The sequence below is a fragment of the Sphingobacterium sp. UBA5639 genome, from assembly GCF_002421245.1.
Taxonomy (GTDB): domain Bacteria; phylum Bacteroidota; class Bacteroidia; order Sphingobacteriales; family Sphingobacteriaceae; genus Sphingobacterium; species Sphingobacterium multivorum.
Map to the genome: position 1 here is coordinate 185,858 of NZ_DIJR01000005.1, position 16,026 is coordinate 201,883.

The following is a 16,026-nucleotide window of genomic DNA, read 5'->3' on the forward strand; positions in this document are numbered from 1 at the left end:
TCATGAGAAAAATATATATAGGATTGCTATTCGGTTTATTGACATTGAATAGCTGTAACAAATACTTGGATATTAAACCAAAAGGTTTTACAATTCCAGAGAATCTGAATGATTACAAATTGCTTCTAAACGATCAATCTTTAGTAAGGGCTTCCGCTGTTTATCCGAACTATTTAGTAGATAATTTACAGTCCGGAGATCCTCAGGATGTACAATCGGCAGCAAGCTATGACTATTATGACTATGTAAAAAAACAACTCTATAGCTTTGCTCACGGTGCGATATTTGAAGATGGCCAGTATGATCCATACTGGGAATCGGCTTATAGCCACATATTCACTTACAATGTTGTTATTAACAATGTATTGGCAGCAACAGAGGGATCGGAAGCCGAAAAGAAAAGGGTTTGGGCTGAGGCTAAGGTCGGTCGTGCATTTGAATACCTTAGTCTAGTGAATATCTATGCCGCTCATTATAATCCTGCAAGTGCAACAAAAGATCTAGGGGTACCTTTGGTGCTGAAAGAGGATATCAATCAAAAATACGAACGTGTATCTGTTCAGGCGATCTATGATCAGGTAGTTAGCGATCTTAATGACGCGTTGCCAAATTTGAGTACAGTGCAGTCAAATAGATTTCAAGCAGTACGTTCCGTCGGTTTCTCTTTTCTAAGTCGGGTTTATCTCTATCAGGGAAAATACAAAGAGGCCCTTGAGAATGCAAAACAAGCACTTGCTGTGAATAAAACGCTCATTGATTATAGTTTATATACCAATAAAGACAAGACGACTTGGGGACGAGTTTGTCTTAAAACAGATAATTCGGTTCAATTTCCCGATTCCAGAACGAATATGGAGGCTGTATGGTCTCGATTGGGAACAAGTTCCCTAGTTAGCCCCAATGCCGAATTTTATGCCTCTAAAGAGCTGATAGAAACTTACGCCAAAGATTTGCCAGCAGGTGCAACCGACAAACGTTATGAATTATTTTTCTGTCGCGATCAGGCTTCTTTAGGTGCTACTATTGTAAAATTTCCAGGACGGGTTCTTTTTGCTCCCTACGTCGAATTTAGCACAGGATTTAATACGCCTGAATTGTTTTTGATTGCTGCGGAAGCAGCTGTTCGGACGGGTAATACGGCGGAGGCACTAAGCTTCTTGAATACATTAAGAAATAGCCGAATAGAGAATAATAAAGCGTTAACCTCAACGGATCCAAAAATTGTTTTACAGACGGTACTTGACGAAAGACGTCGTGAAATGCCCTTTATGGCATCCGATAGGCTGATTGATTTGAAACGACTCGCTATAGCAGACAATTTTAAGAAGTCAATCCAACATCCATTGGCAGGGAAAGTTTTCGAAATGGAATCCACGGATGCCCGGATGATACTTCCGGTTCCCCCAAAGGTACTTTCGTTGAATCCGGGAATTCCCCAATACGAACGCTAAAAAATTAGATGTAGACCACTCATTCCTAATCAATTTCTATCAACATGGAAATTGATTAGGTTCTTAATAAAAAAATATGAAAAAGATACTATTGACAGCACTGGCTTTTACACAGTCGATGCTATTGCTCGCACAAGAACATATACAGTTTCAGAAGATCACTTTTGGCCAGGCAAAGGAATTGGCCAAGCAAGAAAATAAACTGATTTTCCTGGATGGATTTACCTCCTGGTGCGCTCCCTGTAAATGGATGGAAGGAAATGTGTTTTCACAACCTGAAGTCGCTCGTTATTTTAATAGCAGGTTTATCAATACTAAATTTGACTGCGAGATAGGAGAGGGCGTAGATATTGCTAAATTATACCAAATCAGAAGTTTTCCCACGTATTTATTTTTAGATGGGCAGGGGACATTGATCTATAGAACCCAGTCTCGCATGGAAGCCGATCTTTTCCTGAAGCAGGCAGAGCAAGCTAATGATCCCAATTTTCAGATCCCCAATTTGCGTAAATCGTATGATTTGGGTATGCGGGAGTCGAATTTCCTGATCCGCTATATTAAAGTGATGGAACAAACCGATAGTCAAGCAGCAAATGCAGCGAAAAAAGCATTGGACAGCGTGGCTACCGATGAATTTTTGAAGAGCCCAAATGGATGGGAGACCATAAAAATGATGGCACAAAGCCTAGATGATCGCTACGGAAAATTTTTTGAGTCGAACAAATCTTATTTTAAAAACATAGCGGTGCCGGCAGATTTTGCGAAAAAAGAGGTACAGTTGCTACGTTATGCTATGTATGGCTATATTAGAGATCATAAAGTAGATGAATTTAATGCTGGCCTAGCCTATTTTGAAGGCCTAAAAGATCCAGAACAAAAAATAGAAGCCGCACTGTATAAAGTAGAATGGACTGCTGCACATGGTACCGATAAGGAGTTTGTTACCCTCACGAATGTATTGAGGAAAGGCCTGCTCAAAAATGAAGACGAGAGATTGAGTTTTATAGCCCGCCGCAATGCCAATGCAAAAGGAAATGTTGCGAATCCAATCGTACTAAAACAATGCTATGTGCTGGCCAAACAGGCCGTCGAATTGAATCCCTCAAGTTATTCCAATCAAGGTACATTGGCCGATATTTGTATCGCATTGAAAAAAAAGAAGGAAGCTGTTCAAGCTGCGGAAGCTGCGCGTGGCTTGGCTGAACTGGAAACTTCAAAAATTATTAAACTGGCCGATGCTCTTGTGGCACGTGCTAAAGCACTGTAATAATCAACATGAAAAAAATAGCTATATCAATATTTTTGGTTTTAAGTTGTCTTGGGACAGTATTGGCTCAAGGACAGCGTTTTCAATTAACAATAAAGGGAAAACAATTTCCCGCAAAATCTAAAGCATTTGTTCGCTACATCGTGGACAGAAAACTGACAATTGACTCTATTAATTTTGGACCCAATGATGTGATCTATAAAGGGGAAATCATGGAACCAACGCAAGTCATGTTATTTTATTCCAAAGATGGAGCTTCCTTCTTTAACCGCAAAGGTGGTCCGATGGAGCGTCTTACATTTTATGTAGATCCTGTGGAACCCAATACGCAAATCACTGTTCAACGTCCTTTCGAGTCTTCCTTGGTGAAAGGCGGTAAACTGCAGGTAGCCTATAAGCAGTATCAAGATTATTTAAACTCCTATGAGAAAAAGCTTATGGTTCAGCAGTCTAAAAGAGCTGATTTGTATCAGGAAAAAAATCGTGACGAGAATGCGCTCAACCAAATTGCGCAAGAAATAGACAAGATCGAAACAGAACGTAAGAAGGCGCAGCGAAATTTTATCGTCAATAATCCAGACAATTACTTCAGTTTGTTGGCCTTGCAGGAAGTTGCCAGCTACGATGATAATGTAGTTACCACCGAACTTTTGTTTTTCAATTTGTCATCGAGATTAAGGCAAACAGCTATCGGAAAAAAATTGAATGCAGATATTCAACTCGCAAAAAAACTAGGAATTGGACAGCCGGCTTTAGATTTTGAACAGGAAACTCCTGAAGGTAAAGCGTTAAAACTTTCGGATTTTAAAGGTAAATACGTGCTTTTGGATTTTTGGGCCTCATGGTGCGGTCCTTGTCGTGCAGAGAACCCTAATCTGGTGAAAGCCTATCAAAAATTTAAAGGATCAAAATTTGAGATACTGGGTGTTTCACTCGATAAACCTGGTAAAAAAGATAACTGGATAAAGGCAATTGAACAAGATGGGTTAACCTGGCCTCAGGTGTCTGATCTGAATGGTTGGCAAAATCAAGCGGCTCAATTGTACGGTATTCAGGCTATTCCGCAAAATTACCTCATCTCTCCCGAAGGTAAGATTGTTGGAATCAACTTAAAAGGAGTAAAGTTGATAGAGAAACTCGAAGAGCTCCTTAAATAAATTTTAAGGAGGGGTAAATCACCCCTCCTTAATTATGAACCTTTAACAGTTGCTATCGTTAGGGGTCTGTTTTCTATTATAGCACCGCTCTTTGGGGCGCTAAGGTAAGGGCTTGCAGCTTATTCGCTATTTCTCTGCTATTCCGTTGCTATTTCTTTGGGACACCTAGGGGATTGACTCGCTTCTTCTTTGGTATTCCTTTGCTGTTTCTTTGGTAAAGAAGTAACAAAATACTAGAGAAACAGTAAGCAAAAGGGTAAGAATAAGCAAAGAAAAGCCAAGCCAGTATGTAGCTTGGCCTTGCAAAATAACCTTAAAAAGCTTTTCCAGCAGGTTCACTGCATCGAAGTAATCCATACAAAGCCCAGAAAAATGACACTGGATTTTGACGTTAGGAAGAAATCTGTTCCTTAAAGCCCGCTATTTTTTCCCTCAGACTATTGAGGTGTTCTGGATTGATTACGCCATTATCCTGATCAAAATTTTCGTAAAATTTGGGAAGCGAGAATGTTTCTTTAATGATAGCGCCAAACTGCGGAAAGAATTTCTGCGCTTCGGCCATTACATTTCCACCACCGTAACCTCCCGGTGAAGTTGTCATAAGCAACATGGGTTTATCTTGGAAAACTTTAACATTAATTCTAGATGCCCAGTCGAATACATTTTTAAATGCTACGCTATAGGAACGATTATTCTCCGCCAGGGAGCAAATGATAACGTCACTGGAGGCAATATGATCTAGAAAAAGCTGCGCTTCCTGTGGGAAGCCATTCTTTTCTAGGTCAACAGAAAAGACAGGCATGTTATAGTCATTCAGGTCGATCAAATTAATCTCGTGCCCCTCGAAGCTTTTAAGTACAAATTTGACCAATTGTTTGTTAATTGATGTGGAAGAATTACTCCCAGCGAATGCAAATATTTTCATGTTTTATCCTTTATGATTATCGGTTGCTTAAATTTAGTCAATTTCACGAAACAATTGGAGATTTATACTTGACTTGTCGTTTCTGATAAGTTTTGATGATATGGTATAATTTTTTGAAATCCTCGCTCTGCATATTTCGTTCATTTATTATCATGGTTAAATTATCTGTTGCCTGAAGTTTTATGGTTCTGAATTTAAAATATTTTTCCTCCTTACTGAATAACTTTATGATATTAACCGGATTCCGAAAGTGATTCATATCAATCACTTTTTTTGTATATCTGGTTATATGACACATATTTAAATCCTTTCGATATAATCCAGCTAAGTTTACTTTGGTAAGTGTATCTCCAGATATTTCGAAGTGCTCAAATCTCCAAAGGCCTGTAAGTATGATGAGTCCGCAGCAAGTCTCCCCTATTATCCTTAACAGAGACAGGGAATACTTTGAAATTATTATTGGGGATATAGCAATACAACCAAAGAGAAGAATAAGTGTAGGAAATGTATGATCACAGTGCAACCTGATATTCTTTTTATCCATGAGAAATTGCTGTTTTATTTTTCCGTTCTAAAAATGGAATATAATGGAATATCGTAATACCGGCCATCTTTCTTTAAATGTTGTTTTAGCAGGGCTTCTTTTTTCATGCCTATTTTTTCCATGACTTTTCCAGAGGCTGGATTATGTGGGAAGTAGGTCGCAAAAATTTTATTGAAGTTTAGTTCTTTAAAACCAAACTCAATGATTGCTTTTGCAGCTTCAGTGACATAACCATTATTCCAGTAAGGAATAGCGATCCAGTATCCCAACTCGGCCTTATCCGAGCCTTCATCGTGCAGACCAATAGCTCCGATCAGCTTTTTATCTTTATTTCGAATAGCAAAAGTGAATCCTTTACGATTGGCAAACGCTTCTTCGGCTAATTTAAGCCAATATTCAGCATCTTCTTTTCGGTATGGGTAGGGAATATTTGAGGTAAAGTCCGAATAAACCTTGTCTTGCAGATAGTCTACAATCTGTGGAATATCGGTCGTGTCAATGGCGTTGAGAATAAGTCGTTCTGTGACTAATTGTGGGAAATCTTTCATTTGATTAAGTCTTCAATATGGCTAAAATGAAATTATGGGTTACTTAGTTTTATAAATGTAGGGAAGTTTTATGGGATTCTTTTCTTTATATTTTTTCGGGTGTAATAGGTATAAATTCCGGTAACAGTGATTAAGATCAATGTTATCAATAAGGCTATATATAGATTGAAGAATTTATGGACCAGTGTAAAGCCGATAAGTCCAATCAGGATTTCTAAAAAAGCTTCCCTTATGCGAGATGGAGGATTTAAATCTTCAAGGTATCTGGTATACTCTTCTACAATTGGTCGATCGGTATCTGTCCAGTCAAAATGCAATAGTTCTGCGGGGGAAACCCATAATGCTTGAACATATTTTTGAAAGGCAACTTCGCCAGAACAAAAGGTGCAGAGAACAGGATAGAGACAAGGTGCTGGACTTGTATAGTCTTGTTGCGTCATCTTTAACGGCCTTCCGACAAGAATATCTATATTAAGCTCTTCCCTGATTTTGAGCGACAAATTTGCTTTCATTGGTTTGTGGGACTCGGTAATGCGACCAGGAAATTCCCACTTTAAGGCATGCGTCACCGATGCTGCACGCTGACAGATGAGTACCTTATCGTCCTCCCTTATAATCGCACAAGTCAAATAATGCATAACGGTTTAAAGAATAGATATTAAGAGCTAGATTCTTTGCTTTCAATTTGATGACTTTCTAACAGCTCGATACGACCTTCGATAATCAGCAAATAAAAGTTTTCAAAGCAATCCTGATAGATTTTTTGCTCCAATGATTTTATTTCCTCAAAGAGACGTTCTTTCGCGACCGCAGGGTAACAAAGCTCATTTTTTGATGATACTCTCGTTTCTTGGCAAGGCGTATCGTGAAGCTGTTTGTACAGGTCGCCTAAATCTGAAATGTCTTCACTGCGGTGGTAGAAGGGGTGAAACCATACCCAAAAGTCTTCTTGATTTTTATAGGGATGAGGTAATAATTGAACCGACGTATTTCTAAATAGATCTCCCGGATGCTTCTTATAACGGAAATGAGTGGCTGTGGTCTTTAAACTATTCATAAAGCTAATTTGTCTGTAGGTTTACAAAAAACAATTCAAGAATAAAGATATCATCTTAAATATCGGTATTTTTTTTTAGTATTAAAAATTTACTACTGTTAACGCTAATTGGGTCGTGATAGGATACAGAATGACCACAATGACGAAGCTCCACCGATCTATTCTGCTAAAAGAATAAATGGATTCAATATTATACTATCAGCCCCAGAGAATTTTGATGAGAACGGATATTGTGAATACAAATAATCCGATATAGAATATGTTTATCCCATGTTTTCTGTCATGATCAGAATAAGAAAATATCCGTTCGCCATTCGGTAGGCTCTTTTTAGAACTAAACAACATATACCCGATTACAATTCCTAAAAGACCACCTAGAAGGGCTGAAATATAGCCAAAAATAATCCAATACTTCTGTTGTGGTTCAGGTTCCCGTAATTTCATGAGCCGCTCCTTCTTCAAAAGATCAAGCTTTTCCTGATCAATATCTTTCCCTCTTTTTAATAAAATTTCTCTGGCAAGCGCATAGTCCAATTTGTTCCATTCATCGGGTTTTTGCAGGATTTCGAAGAGCTCTTCGTCGGAAAATTGGTACAGGTAGTGGTCATCTCCAACCAGTGGGAGAGACTGCATTTCCTGCTCTTCTAAAGTAGATTCTGCATTTGCGAAATCGGCGGGGTCTATTTGAATCTCATATTGGTGTCCTACCGTATTTCCAGAAAATGTAATATCCACAGGGGGTAGATTATCAGCCAACCGCGTTTTTACACCTCTATCCGAAAGTAGCTGATGACATTCCTGAGCTTCTTCTAAACTAGTAAACCTTTTTAATACGATATAGTTATCCATATGATCAATTATTTTTTAAAACCTGTATTTATGACCATTCGACAGCCCAATGCCTTTGTGCAATCTTCGCTATTTGCCGTAACAGTTGCCGCAAAAATCGGAAGTGAATGTGTGAAACAGTGGATTAATTATGTAGTGTTTTTTTGAATAAAGTTAATAAAGCTGGTTTGATACTTTTCAGCTTAAAGATAGTAAAATCAAATGCTATTTTATAAGAACAACAATAGAATCCCAGCTATAAGATGAAGAAAATTTGATTCATCACATTTTTGGTGGTATTCGTCACATTTTTCTGTGTTATGTTTTCATTTCAGTTAATATTGTCTTATCAAAACCAATAACATGAAATTGAAAGACGTAAGAAAAATGGAATTTTGGATGGCAACTGTCGTATTTGTCGCTGTTCTTTATGCTTTGCTTGTTGATACAAACAATCGGGATGATAGTGGTATGCATAACTATTTCATTGGTCAGAAAATAAACTACTCTTATTTTTTTAATTTTTTTGTACCCAAGTTTAGCTATTATCTGCTTCTATATTTGATGTTTCTCGCATTAAATTTTGTTCTTATTCCTGCGCTCATCAATAGAAAACGGGAGCTGTTGAATTATTCATTACTAGCTGCTCTGATCTTGATATCCGGACTGATTTTAGGTGTATGCCGGACCTATAGCCATACCTATGAGCTTATGGATTTTGATAGTATTCAAAGAGGCTACAATAGCATGTTTTTTAAGTCCTTAACACAAGCAGTTCTATGGACAATCGTAATTTCTCTATACACCTGCATGCAATTTTTGATCAGCTATCTGCTTAAAAACAGGGTTGAAAACCCGGCTATACAAAAGCAGCTAAAAATGGATTTGGCCTTTGGAATTGGCTTTTGGTTTATCGGATTGTTTTTTTTGATCATATCTCACTCGCATTACCAACTTTCGGTGTTATGGACTTTGGTCGTGTTGTCTGCGGTTGGTATCGTAATCTATTCCTTATACTATTTGTTGCCAAAATTACATGAAAAACAAAAGAAATTCCGCGACTTCTTTTGGATTATCGCTGCGGTGAGTTTGGTTTTAATTATACCATTAAGCATATTGGCCCTATTCTTCTTTAACCGGACCAGTGAAGTGATCTTTATTGTTGCGATGTTTCATTTACCCACGCAATTATTGGTTAGCGTTCCGCTTTCCTGGTTTCTCTTTAAAAAACGTCTAATGCGTAACAACGAAATTGCCTCCTTACGTACGGAGCTCGGTCAGTCGGACGCTAATCTGACTTTTCTGAAATCCCAAATAAACCCACACTTTTTATTTAATGCCTTAAACACATTGTATGGCACGGCATTACAGGAAAAAGCCGAACGGACAGGGGAGGGAATTCAGCGATTGGGCGATATGATGCGGTTTATGCTCCATGAAAATACGCAAGATAAAATCTCGTTGACGCGTGAAATAGAATACCTGAATAATTACATCGCTTTACAGACCCTGCGGACTTCGATGTCAGAAAAAATTACCATTATAACGGAAATAGAGGAGCAGTTTGAAAATTATCAAATTACCCCTATGTTGCTGATCCCTTTCGTCGAGAACGCATTTAAGCATGGTATAAGCCTTCAGAAATCCTCTTATATTAAAATATCTTTGCAAGTGCGAGACCAGGTTTTGTTTTTCGATGTGAGTAATAGCATTAATCCGAAAAGTGATCGTGATCCCGAAAAACTAAAAAGTGGTGTCGGTTTGGAGAATGTACGCCAACGTCTTTCATTGCTATATCGAGATCGACATGAACTGATGATACGTGAAAATGCCAATGAATTTTTTATCCATTTAACTTTACATATTTAAAGATGGCTAGTGTTATTTAAATCTAACTAGTTCCATTATCTTTTAATCAATTATTCACCTGATTTATTGGTTCCTTAATTAACAGCAATGAAAAAAATACTTGTTTTTTTGCTTATGACCGTGTATTGTCTAAGCAGTCATGCTCAATTTAAATTGAGCGGTAAGATTTGGAATTATGATCCAAACAAGGCCTTGGAAATTAATATTCCTCTTGTTTTTGGTTTTTATAAAGAAAATTCGCAACAGATAACCGTTGCCAGCGATGGCACATTTGAGGTCGCACTGCCAATAACAGCTCGAAAATCCGCGACTCTAAATTACAGCAGTGTATTTCAAACCTTGTTATTAAGCCCCGGTAAAGATCTTATCCTGAATTTAACCGACACTACGATCGTATTTACAGACGGTAGTGCTTTGACAGAAAACAAAATTATACAGCAAATAAAACACGATGAAGTGCCTTTTTTTATGAAGGCCCCGAACGTAAATAATCTTGCTCAATGCTCTTTGGCTCAGTTGAGACAGCAAGTTTTAATTCCCTGTTTAGCGGATTGCAATCAAATCAATAAAGTGATCCAAACTAGTCCATTGTCTTCCTCACTAAAAAACTATATACGTACTGAGTTTTACGCGCAACGGATGAACCATCTGAACGATTTTGCCCGTATCGCTGAATTGCCAAAGTCTACCGCAGATAGTTTGGTTCTAGAGCTGTTTGGAAAAGCACTTATTAATTTACAGGACGACTTTGGAGGCCCTTCTCTTTATTCTTTCCTTGACAATTACCTGCGTTATCTGGAAACGAAGGCATTTGTTAAGATTCGGGCCGAGAAAATTGCGTCTAGTGAACCAATCCCTTATTTCGGGATAAGCTTAGACAGTGCAAATAGATTAATGAACATCTATAGTAAAGATTATTGGCGGTTTATCGGTGCTTTAAATAATTTCTCCAAGCCTATCGTAGAAAAATACAATTTTCAACAATTGGTCAATCTATATCATGACAAGGACTTAACGCATTTAAAAGCATTGGCAGGAGCACATTGGAATATATTTCCAAAAGATAAGCATACGCCGCTTGTTGAAAGCTATATTGCCGATCTTGACGCTCTTTTGGTGGCGAATAAACACAACAAACAGATTCGGTTGATTGAAGATGATCAACCTATCTCATCGATCGACGACCTGATTGCTGAATTGAAAGGAAAAGTGGTCTATTTGGATGTTTGGGGAACCTGGTGTGGTCCCTGCAAGTTTGAATTGAAGTATACACCTGAACTGAAGAAAAGATACATGGATAAAGATATTGCCTTCGTTTATTTGGATATGGATGAAGACCATCGCGATCAGGACTGGAAAGACTTTATACGCGTCAACAATTTAACCGGAATCCATTTACGTAAAAATAGGAAACAGATTGAGCCCTTTTGGAAGGAATTACTGCTAAATGCAAAAGACAAAGCCGAATATTATCCGCAATATTTTATATTTGATAAAACAGGAAAATTAGTTGTGGAAAAGGCTCTTCGACCAAGTAATGGAAAACAACTGTATGACCAAATAGATCAGATTTTAAATCAATAATTGTTATGATAGCCATCGCGATAGATGATGAACCTGTGGCACTGCAGGTTATTGAACACCATATAGCTAAAGTCCCTTTTATTGAATTAAAAAGTACATTTACGGATGCGTTTATGGCGATTGATTATCTCCAGAAGGAGCAGGTGGACCTTATCTTTTTAGATATAAAAATGCCAGATATTTCAGGAATAGAATTTCTGCGCAGTTTGAATACTTCGCCAATGGTGATTTTTACGACGGCTTATTCCGAGCATGCGCTATTGAGTTTCGAGCTCGACGCCATCGATTACTTGCTTAAACCATTTTCTATGAGCAGGTTTTTGAAAGCCTGCAACAAGGCGAGCGAATTGTATAGCCTTCGGGCAAAAAAGCTACAGCATAACAAAGACTATCTGTTCGTCAAAGATGGTTATGAACATGTTAAAGTTGAATTCGACCGTATCCTGTATATTGAAGCATCAGGCAATTACACCCAAATACATTTGAACGATAATAAATGCGTTAGTTCTAGAATTACCATTAGCGAGCTGCTGGAACTGCTCCCGAAGGGCGAATTTGTTCGTTGTCACAGAGCATTTATCGTCGCACGAAGTAAAATGATGAAGTTCGACAAAACCCAAATTTGGGTAGCAGACAGGGTTATTCCCATTGGAACGACATACACTGAATTGAAATTATATTAATTGACGCGTTTTTTGACTAATCAAGGCTGATTAGAAAGTAGGGAAGGCGGTGTGTTGTCCAAAAATCAAAGGGAGCGTATTTATGTTTTTAAAATAAATTGTATACTTTTGTAGCAACAGATCATTTGTGTTGTCAATTTTTAAAATTTAAAGTCATGTAATGCATTGTCGATATTTAGGAAGAAAGTAAACAACGGGATTTACCCGATTTGTTTACCCAATGCCTATGTCTTCAATTTTTTAGTATGGATTTAAATTTTAAAAATGGAATCAACAAAATATGGTCGTACCTATCATTTCCCATTTTCGCCAGGGACAAGCAGCGACGATCGTTTTAATCAATATTATTGGAAGGATATGCAATCTTTCCATCAACTGTTATTTACAGAAAAATTAGATGGCGAGAATAATTGCCTTTCACGGCGTGGAGTATTTGCACGATCTCATGCAGCTCCAACCACGTCGCCATGGACGGCCCAGCTTCGGGAGCATTGGTCCAGATTAAAAAACGATCTGGGTGATTTGGAGTTTTTTGGTGAAAATCTTTATGCTGTGCATTCGATCGAGTATATGCAACTTGAGCACTATTATTATGTTTTTGCTGCTCGAATTAAAGATCAGTGGCTTTCATGGGAAGAAGTTACTTTTTATGCCAGTTTATTTGATTTGCCTACTGTGCCTGTTTTAAAACTCGACATGGTAAAGGATTTGACTGAGTTAGAACTTCGGCGTTCAGTCGAAAATTTGGCCATGCAGTCTTCTATATTTGGATCGGTTGATCCTAAAACTGAAGAAGCATGTACGATGGAGGGGTTAGTCTGCAGGAATGCTGATGCATATGCCGTCAGCGAATTTCAGCACAATGTTTTTAAATATGTTAGAAAAGGACATGTGCAGACCGACGAACATTGGACAAAATCATGGCGAAGAGCAAAAATGATTTGGGAAAGGAGGGATTATTCATGGAATGGACAATAGCAATAAATAAGGATTGGTCGGCTTTAGCGAAACAATTTTCTTGGGTCAGGGATATGGAACAGGTACAACAGGATCCTTTACATCATGCCGAAGGGAATGTCGCGATTCATACCCAAATGGTATTACAGCAGCTGGAAGCATTGCCTGAATATCGGAATCTGGATGAACAAAAGCAGGAGCTCCTCTGGGCTTCCGCTTTATTGCATGATGTCGAGAAGAGATCGACGACAGTTGTCGCTGCCGATGGTCGTATCAGTTCACCAAATCATGCCAAAAAAGGAGCACAGACCACACGGGAGATTTTATTTCGTGATGTGGAGACCCCTTTTGCATTACGGGAGGAAATTGTCGCATTGGTACGCTATCATGGGTTGCCATTATGGTTGATGGAAAAAGCCGATCCGATGAAGAGCGCCTTGGAAGCGTCACTATGTGTCAAAATGAGTCAACTTAAGTTGTTGGCCGAAGCTGATACTAAAGGAAGGTATTGTGGCGATTTGGATAATTTGCTCTATGCATTGGATATGTTCGAACTGTATAGTAAAGAGATTGGCTGCTGGGATGCCACGCGTTCTTTTTTGTCTGAAAATGCACGATTTACATATTTTAACGGAAACGATAGTTATGTTGGTTATGTGCCTTTTGATATATTCAAATCCACGGTGACTGTACTTTCAGGTTTGCCGGGAATGGGCAAAGATTATCAGATTTTAGCAATGAATACCGACCTCCCCGTTATTAGTCTGGACGACATCAGACGCAAGTATCGCATTGATCCGACCGATAAAAAGAGAAACGGATGGGTTGTACAGGAAGCAAAAGAGCAGGCAAAAAAATACTTACGCTGCGGACAGGATTTTATCTGGAATGCCACTAATATAACTTCCCAGATGCGAAAACAATTGATCGATCTTTTTGTCAGCTATCAAGCCTACGTGAAATTGTTGTACGTTGAAAAACCCTACAAGATTTGGCGCACGCAGAATAACGATCGGGAATATCCACTGCCAGATGTTGTATTGGATAAAATGCTTCATAATTTGGAAGTTCCGCAGTTGACAGAGGCGCATGAGGTTCACTACATTACGGAATAGATGGCGCTTTTTAGCAGGAGATTGCGGCTTTGTAGATTGGTTTTACGGATTAAGTAAATAAAGTACGAAAAGTTCGAATTTTACGTTAGTATAGTAAGGTTGTTTTCTGATAAACCGTATTGGATACCATAAATGCGAATCAGCCCGCCTATTTTAATGGCGGGCTGATTTTCTGTTAGAATCCTTTTTAGGAACACTAGTCACAATGTGCTGTCATTCCTTCAATTTTGGTGTTAACATGGACATGAGGTCCTTTTCTTTGATATCGATGACATCCATTACTTGATTTTATTTTCCCAGCCTTGCTCTTCGAGCTTATTTGAAATGGTGCCGCATGTATTTTTTATGATAAAATGAATGAGTAGCTTTGTCTGTACAAAAAATTGACAGACTGTTGGAAAAACTGAAAGAACATATAAAGAAATTTGTCGCTATCGATCCGGTCGAATTAGAAGAAATATTGTATTACTTTAAGACCAAAACGGTCGCGAAAAAAGAAAATATACTGGAGGAGGGCCAAGTGTGTAGATACCATTTTTTTGTATTGGAAGGTATTCTCCGTAAATTCTTTGTTAATGAAAAGGGAGTCGAACAAACGACTGAATTTGCCATAGAAAATTGGTGGATTACGGACAATATGGCTTTCGAACATAAGCTTGTTACGTCATTTTACATTCAGGCCGTAGAGACCTCAGATTTAGTTTATATCAGTCAAGAAAATCAAGAAAAATTGGTAGCTGCATTTCCGATCATGGAGCGTTATTTTCGATTTGTCTACCAAAGGGCTTATGCTGCTGCGCAAATGCGGGTTAAATATCTATTCTCTAAATCTAAAGAAGAATTCTACCATGATATGCTCCGTAAATATCCGCAGTTTGTACAACGTGTTCCGCAATACCTGATTGCTTCGTATCTGGGATTTACGCCAGAATATTTAAGTGAAATCCGTAAAAAAATACTTCCCTGAATCTCTTGCTATAATTTCATTGCAATTGAAGGCTAATAGCATTGGTCCGAATCTGCAATGCGAAAAGGGCTAATTTGAAATTGAAGCTTGTGTTCTTTTGCATAGTCTTGTGCTAATTTTTCGAATTTTTCCATTGCCTTTTCCTCAGAAGCAGCAAAACAGTGCAGGTTTAATTCCAAGGGTTTCTCTGAGGTGGCCGGATCGATACGCAATTGTTCAACTTCGGAGAGGACAACAGCAAAAGAAGTTTTACAGATCTCAACTTCTAAATGCGGCCCTATTAATTGAGATGATATGCTATAATAAGAATCATTATTTTGGATTTCTTCCTGAAAGGGGTCTAAATAGGTCGTAACAATAGATCGATAACCATATTTAGCATTACCAAAGAAGTGATCAATATATTCCTGTGCTTTTTCATATGTTGAGAAGACACCTTCCAGATTGGTGAATAAATCTGGATCTTCTTTTACTTCTTTTGAAACTACTGTATATACCTTAATGGGGTTGGTTGTCATATTTTGTATGCTACTGTTTGTACATTAAGTAAAAGTAAGTTTTTCTGCAAAAAAACTAATTTAGACTTTTATCTATGAGCGATTCTAAGATAAAATCCTCGTTTTAAAATAAAAAATTTCCTTTGTTAACTTGTAGCCTGTTTAGAGCAGGTGTTTGTGCTTTAAAGTTGTATATAATTTTCGTATTCTCCAAATTTTTTACTGATTGTTTTTATTTACTTTTCTAAAATAATACGAATTGCGTACACGACCCTGTCGTTGAGCCCTTTTTATGACCATCGTATCATCAAGTTCCTCCTGCAAATAACGTGAGCCTATGTTGAGGCTAACTTTTTTAGTTGTTTTCACTGTGAAGTTACCTAGATTATACGGCCTAGGTGGGGCAATGTTAAAAGTAAGCTAATGAGAAGGGCGGGCATGTAGAATTGGAGATTAATCTAATTACTTCTAATGCCCAATGATGGAGACCTGTTTTGGCTAACTCATCAACGATATGGTTTTGTCCCAAACTTCGATCCTTTCATTTGACCTGACGTAAATAATGTATGTGACTTTT

15 protein-coding genes are annotated in these 16,026 nt (G+C 38.1%); 9 read left to right on the plus strand and 6 right to left on the minus strand.

Annotated elements, in window-relative coordinates:
- Positions 1–2 precede the first annotated feature (2 nt).
- The 3 genes from B4Z90_RS04725 to B4Z90_RS04735 all read left to right on the plus strand — a co-directional run bounded on the left by B4Z90_RS04725 (position 3) and on the right by B4Z90_RS04735 (position 3,875).
- The gene (locus B4Z90_RS04725) at positions 3–1,451 is read left to right on the plus strand and encodes a RagB/SusD family nutrient uptake outer membrane protein (protein ID WP_286801478.1); all 1,449 of its coding nucleotides are present in this window, start codon (positions 3–5) and stop codon (positions 1,449–1,451) included.
- 76 nt (positions 1,452–1,527) lie between these two features.
- On the plus strand, positions 1,528–2,718 hold the full coding sequence (locus B4Z90_RS04730; protein ID WP_201639442.1) for a thioredoxin family protein: 1,191 nt from the start codon (positions 1,528–1,530) through the stop codon (positions 2,716–2,718).
- A gap of 8 nt (positions 2,719–2,726) precedes the next feature.
- The gene (locus tag B4Z90_RS04735) at positions 2,727–3,875 is read left to right on the plus strand and encodes a peroxiredoxin family protein (RefSeq protein WP_286801480.1); all 1,149 of its coding nucleotides are present in this window, start codon (positions 2,727–2,729) and stop codon (positions 3,873–3,875) included.
- A 391-nt stretch (positions 3,876–4,266) separates the two neighbouring features.
- On the opposite strand, the gene B4Z90_RS04740 is transcribed toward B4Z90_RS04735, so the two are convergent.
- The 5 genes from B4Z90_RS04740 to B4Z90_RS04760 all read right to left on the minus strand — a co-directional run bounded on the left by B4Z90_RS04740 (position 4,267) and on the right by B4Z90_RS04760 (position 7,798).
- Complete coding sequence (locus tag B4Z90_RS04740) at positions 4,267–4,800, minus strand: NADPH-dependent FMN reductase (protein ID WP_286754329.1); 534 nt, start codon at positions 4,798–4,800, stop codon at positions 4,267–4,269.
- A gap of 558 nt (positions 4,801–5,358) precedes the next feature.
- The gene (locus B4Z90_RS04745; RefSeq protein ID WP_286801481.1) at positions 5,359–5,892 is read right to left on the minus strand and encodes a GNAT family N-acetyltransferase; all 534 of its coding nucleotides are present in this window, start codon (positions 5,890–5,892) and stop codon (positions 5,359–5,361) included.
- Between the two features lie 68 nt (positions 5,893–5,960).
- Positions 5,961–6,530 (minus strand): hypothetical protein, encoded by a 570-nt coding sequence (locus B4Z90_RS04750; RefSeq protein WP_286801482.1) that lies wholly within the window; start codon positions 6,528–6,530, stop codon positions 5,961–5,963.
- Between the two features lie 20 nt (positions 6,531–6,550).
- Entirely contained in the window at positions 6,551–6,949 is a 399-nt protein-coding gene (locus B4Z90_RS04755; RefSeq protein WP_112374339.1) for a hypothetical protein, read from the minus strand.
- Between the two features lie 198 nt (positions 6,950–7,147).
- Entirely contained in the window at positions 7,148–7,798 is a 651-nt protein-coding gene (locus B4Z90_RS04760; RefSeq protein ID WP_286801484.1) for a hypothetical protein, read from the minus strand.
- Positions 7,799–8,140: 342 nt separating this feature from the next.
- On the opposite strand from B4Z90_RS04760, the gene B4Z90_RS04765 reads away from it, so the two are divergent.
- From B4Z90_RS04765 to B4Z90_RS04790, 6 genes are all read left to right on the plus strand, one after another.
- Entirely contained in the window at positions 8,141–9,646 is a 1,506-nt protein-coding gene (locus B4Z90_RS04765; RefSeq protein ID WP_286801486.1) for a sensor histidine kinase, read from the plus strand.
- A gap of 87 nt (positions 9,647–9,733) precedes the next feature.
- Positions 9,734–11,230, plus strand: a complete 1,497-nt coding sequence (locus B4Z90_RS04770) for a TlpA family protein disulfide reductase (protein WP_286801489.1) — start codon at positions 9,734–9,736, stop codon at positions 11,228–11,230.
- A gap of 5 nt (positions 11,231–11,235) precedes the next feature.
- Entirely contained in the window at positions 11,236–11,913 is a 678-nt protein-coding gene (locus B4Z90_RS04775) for a LytR/AlgR family response regulator transcription factor (protein ID WP_070569424.1), read from the plus strand.
- Between the two features lie 264 nt (positions 11,914–12,177).
- Positions 12,178–12,891: an RNA ligase family protein gene (locus B4Z90_RS04780; RefSeq protein WP_286801491.1), complete on the plus strand. Its 714-nt coding sequence runs from the start codon at positions 12,178–12,180 to the stop codon at positions 12,889–12,891.
- The gene (locus tag B4Z90_RS04785; RefSeq protein ID WP_286801494.1) at positions 12,834–13,985 is read left to right on the plus strand and encodes an AAA family ATPase; all 1,152 of its coding nucleotides are present in this window, start codon (positions 12,834–12,836) and stop codon (positions 13,983–13,985) included. Before B4Z90_RS04780 ends, B4Z90_RS04785 begins: the two co-directional genes overlap by 58 nt.
- 394 nt (positions 13,986–14,379) lie before the next feature.
- Entirely contained in the window at positions 14,380–14,952 is a 573-nt protein-coding gene (locus B4Z90_RS04790) for a Crp/Fnr family transcriptional regulator (protein ID WP_286801496.1), read from the plus strand.
- Between the two features lie 32 nt (positions 14,953–14,984).
- Here the strand turns inward: B4Z90_RS04790 and B4Z90_RS04795 are convergent, their stop codons facing one another.
- A complete protein-coding gene (locus B4Z90_RS04795; protein ID WP_070569433.1) occupies positions 14,985–15,470 on the minus strand; it encodes a hypothetical protein in 486 nt (161 codons plus the stop codon).
- Positions 15,471–16,026 lie beyond the last annotated feature (556 nt).

Coding starts and splice junctions, on each gene's coding strand:
- B4Z90_RS04725 (WP_286801478.1), top strand. CDS start 3: ATGAGAAAAATATATATAGGATTGCTATTCGGTTTATTGACATTGAAT.
- B4Z90_RS04730 (WP_201639442.1), top strand. CDS start 1,528: ATGAAAAAGATACTATTGACAGCACTGGCTTTTACACAGTCGATGCTA.
- B4Z90_RS04735 (WP_286801480.1), top strand. CDS start 2,727: ATGAAAAAAATAGCTATATCAATATTTTTGGTTTTAAGTTGTCTTGGG.
- B4Z90_RS04740 (WP_286754329.1), bottom strand. CDS start 4,800: ATGAAAATATTTGCATTCGCTGGGAGTAATTCTTCCACATCAATTAAC.
- B4Z90_RS04745 (WP_286801481.1), bottom strand. CDS start 5,892: ATGAAAGATTTCCCACAATTAGTCACAGAACGACTTATTCTCAACGCC.
- B4Z90_RS04750 (WP_286801482.1), bottom strand. CDS start 6,530: ATGCATTATTTGACTTGTGCGATTATAAGGGAGGACGATAAGGTACTC.
- B4Z90_RS04755 (WP_112374339.1), bottom strand. CDS start 6,949: ATGAATAGTTTAAAGACCACAGCCACTCATTTCCGTTATAAGAAGCAT.
- B4Z90_RS04760 (WP_286801484.1), bottom strand. CDS start 7,798: ATGGATAACTATATCGTATTAAAAAGGTTTACTAGTTTAGAAGAAGCT.
- B4Z90_RS04765 (WP_286801486.1), top strand. CDS start 8,141: ATGAAATTGAAAGACGTAAGAAAAATGGAATTTTGGATGGCAACTGTC.
- B4Z90_RS04770 (WP_286801489.1), top strand. CDS start 9,734: ATGAAAAAAATACTTGTTTTTTTGCTTATGACCGTGTATTGTCTAAGC.
- B4Z90_RS04775 (WP_070569424.1), top strand. CDS start 11,236: ATGATAGCCATCGCGATAGATGATGAACCTGTGGCACTGCAGGTTATT.
- B4Z90_RS04780 (WP_286801491.1), top strand. CDS start 12,178: ATGGAATCAACAAAATATGGTCGTACCTATCATTTCCCATTTTCGCCA.
- B4Z90_RS04785 (WP_286801494.1), top strand. CDS start 12,834: ATGGCGAAGAGCAAAAATGATTTGGGAAAGGAGGGATTATTCATGGAA.
- B4Z90_RS04795 (WP_070569433.1), bottom strand. CDS start 15,470: ATGACAACCAACCCCATTAAGGTATATACAGTAGTTTCAAAAGAAGTA.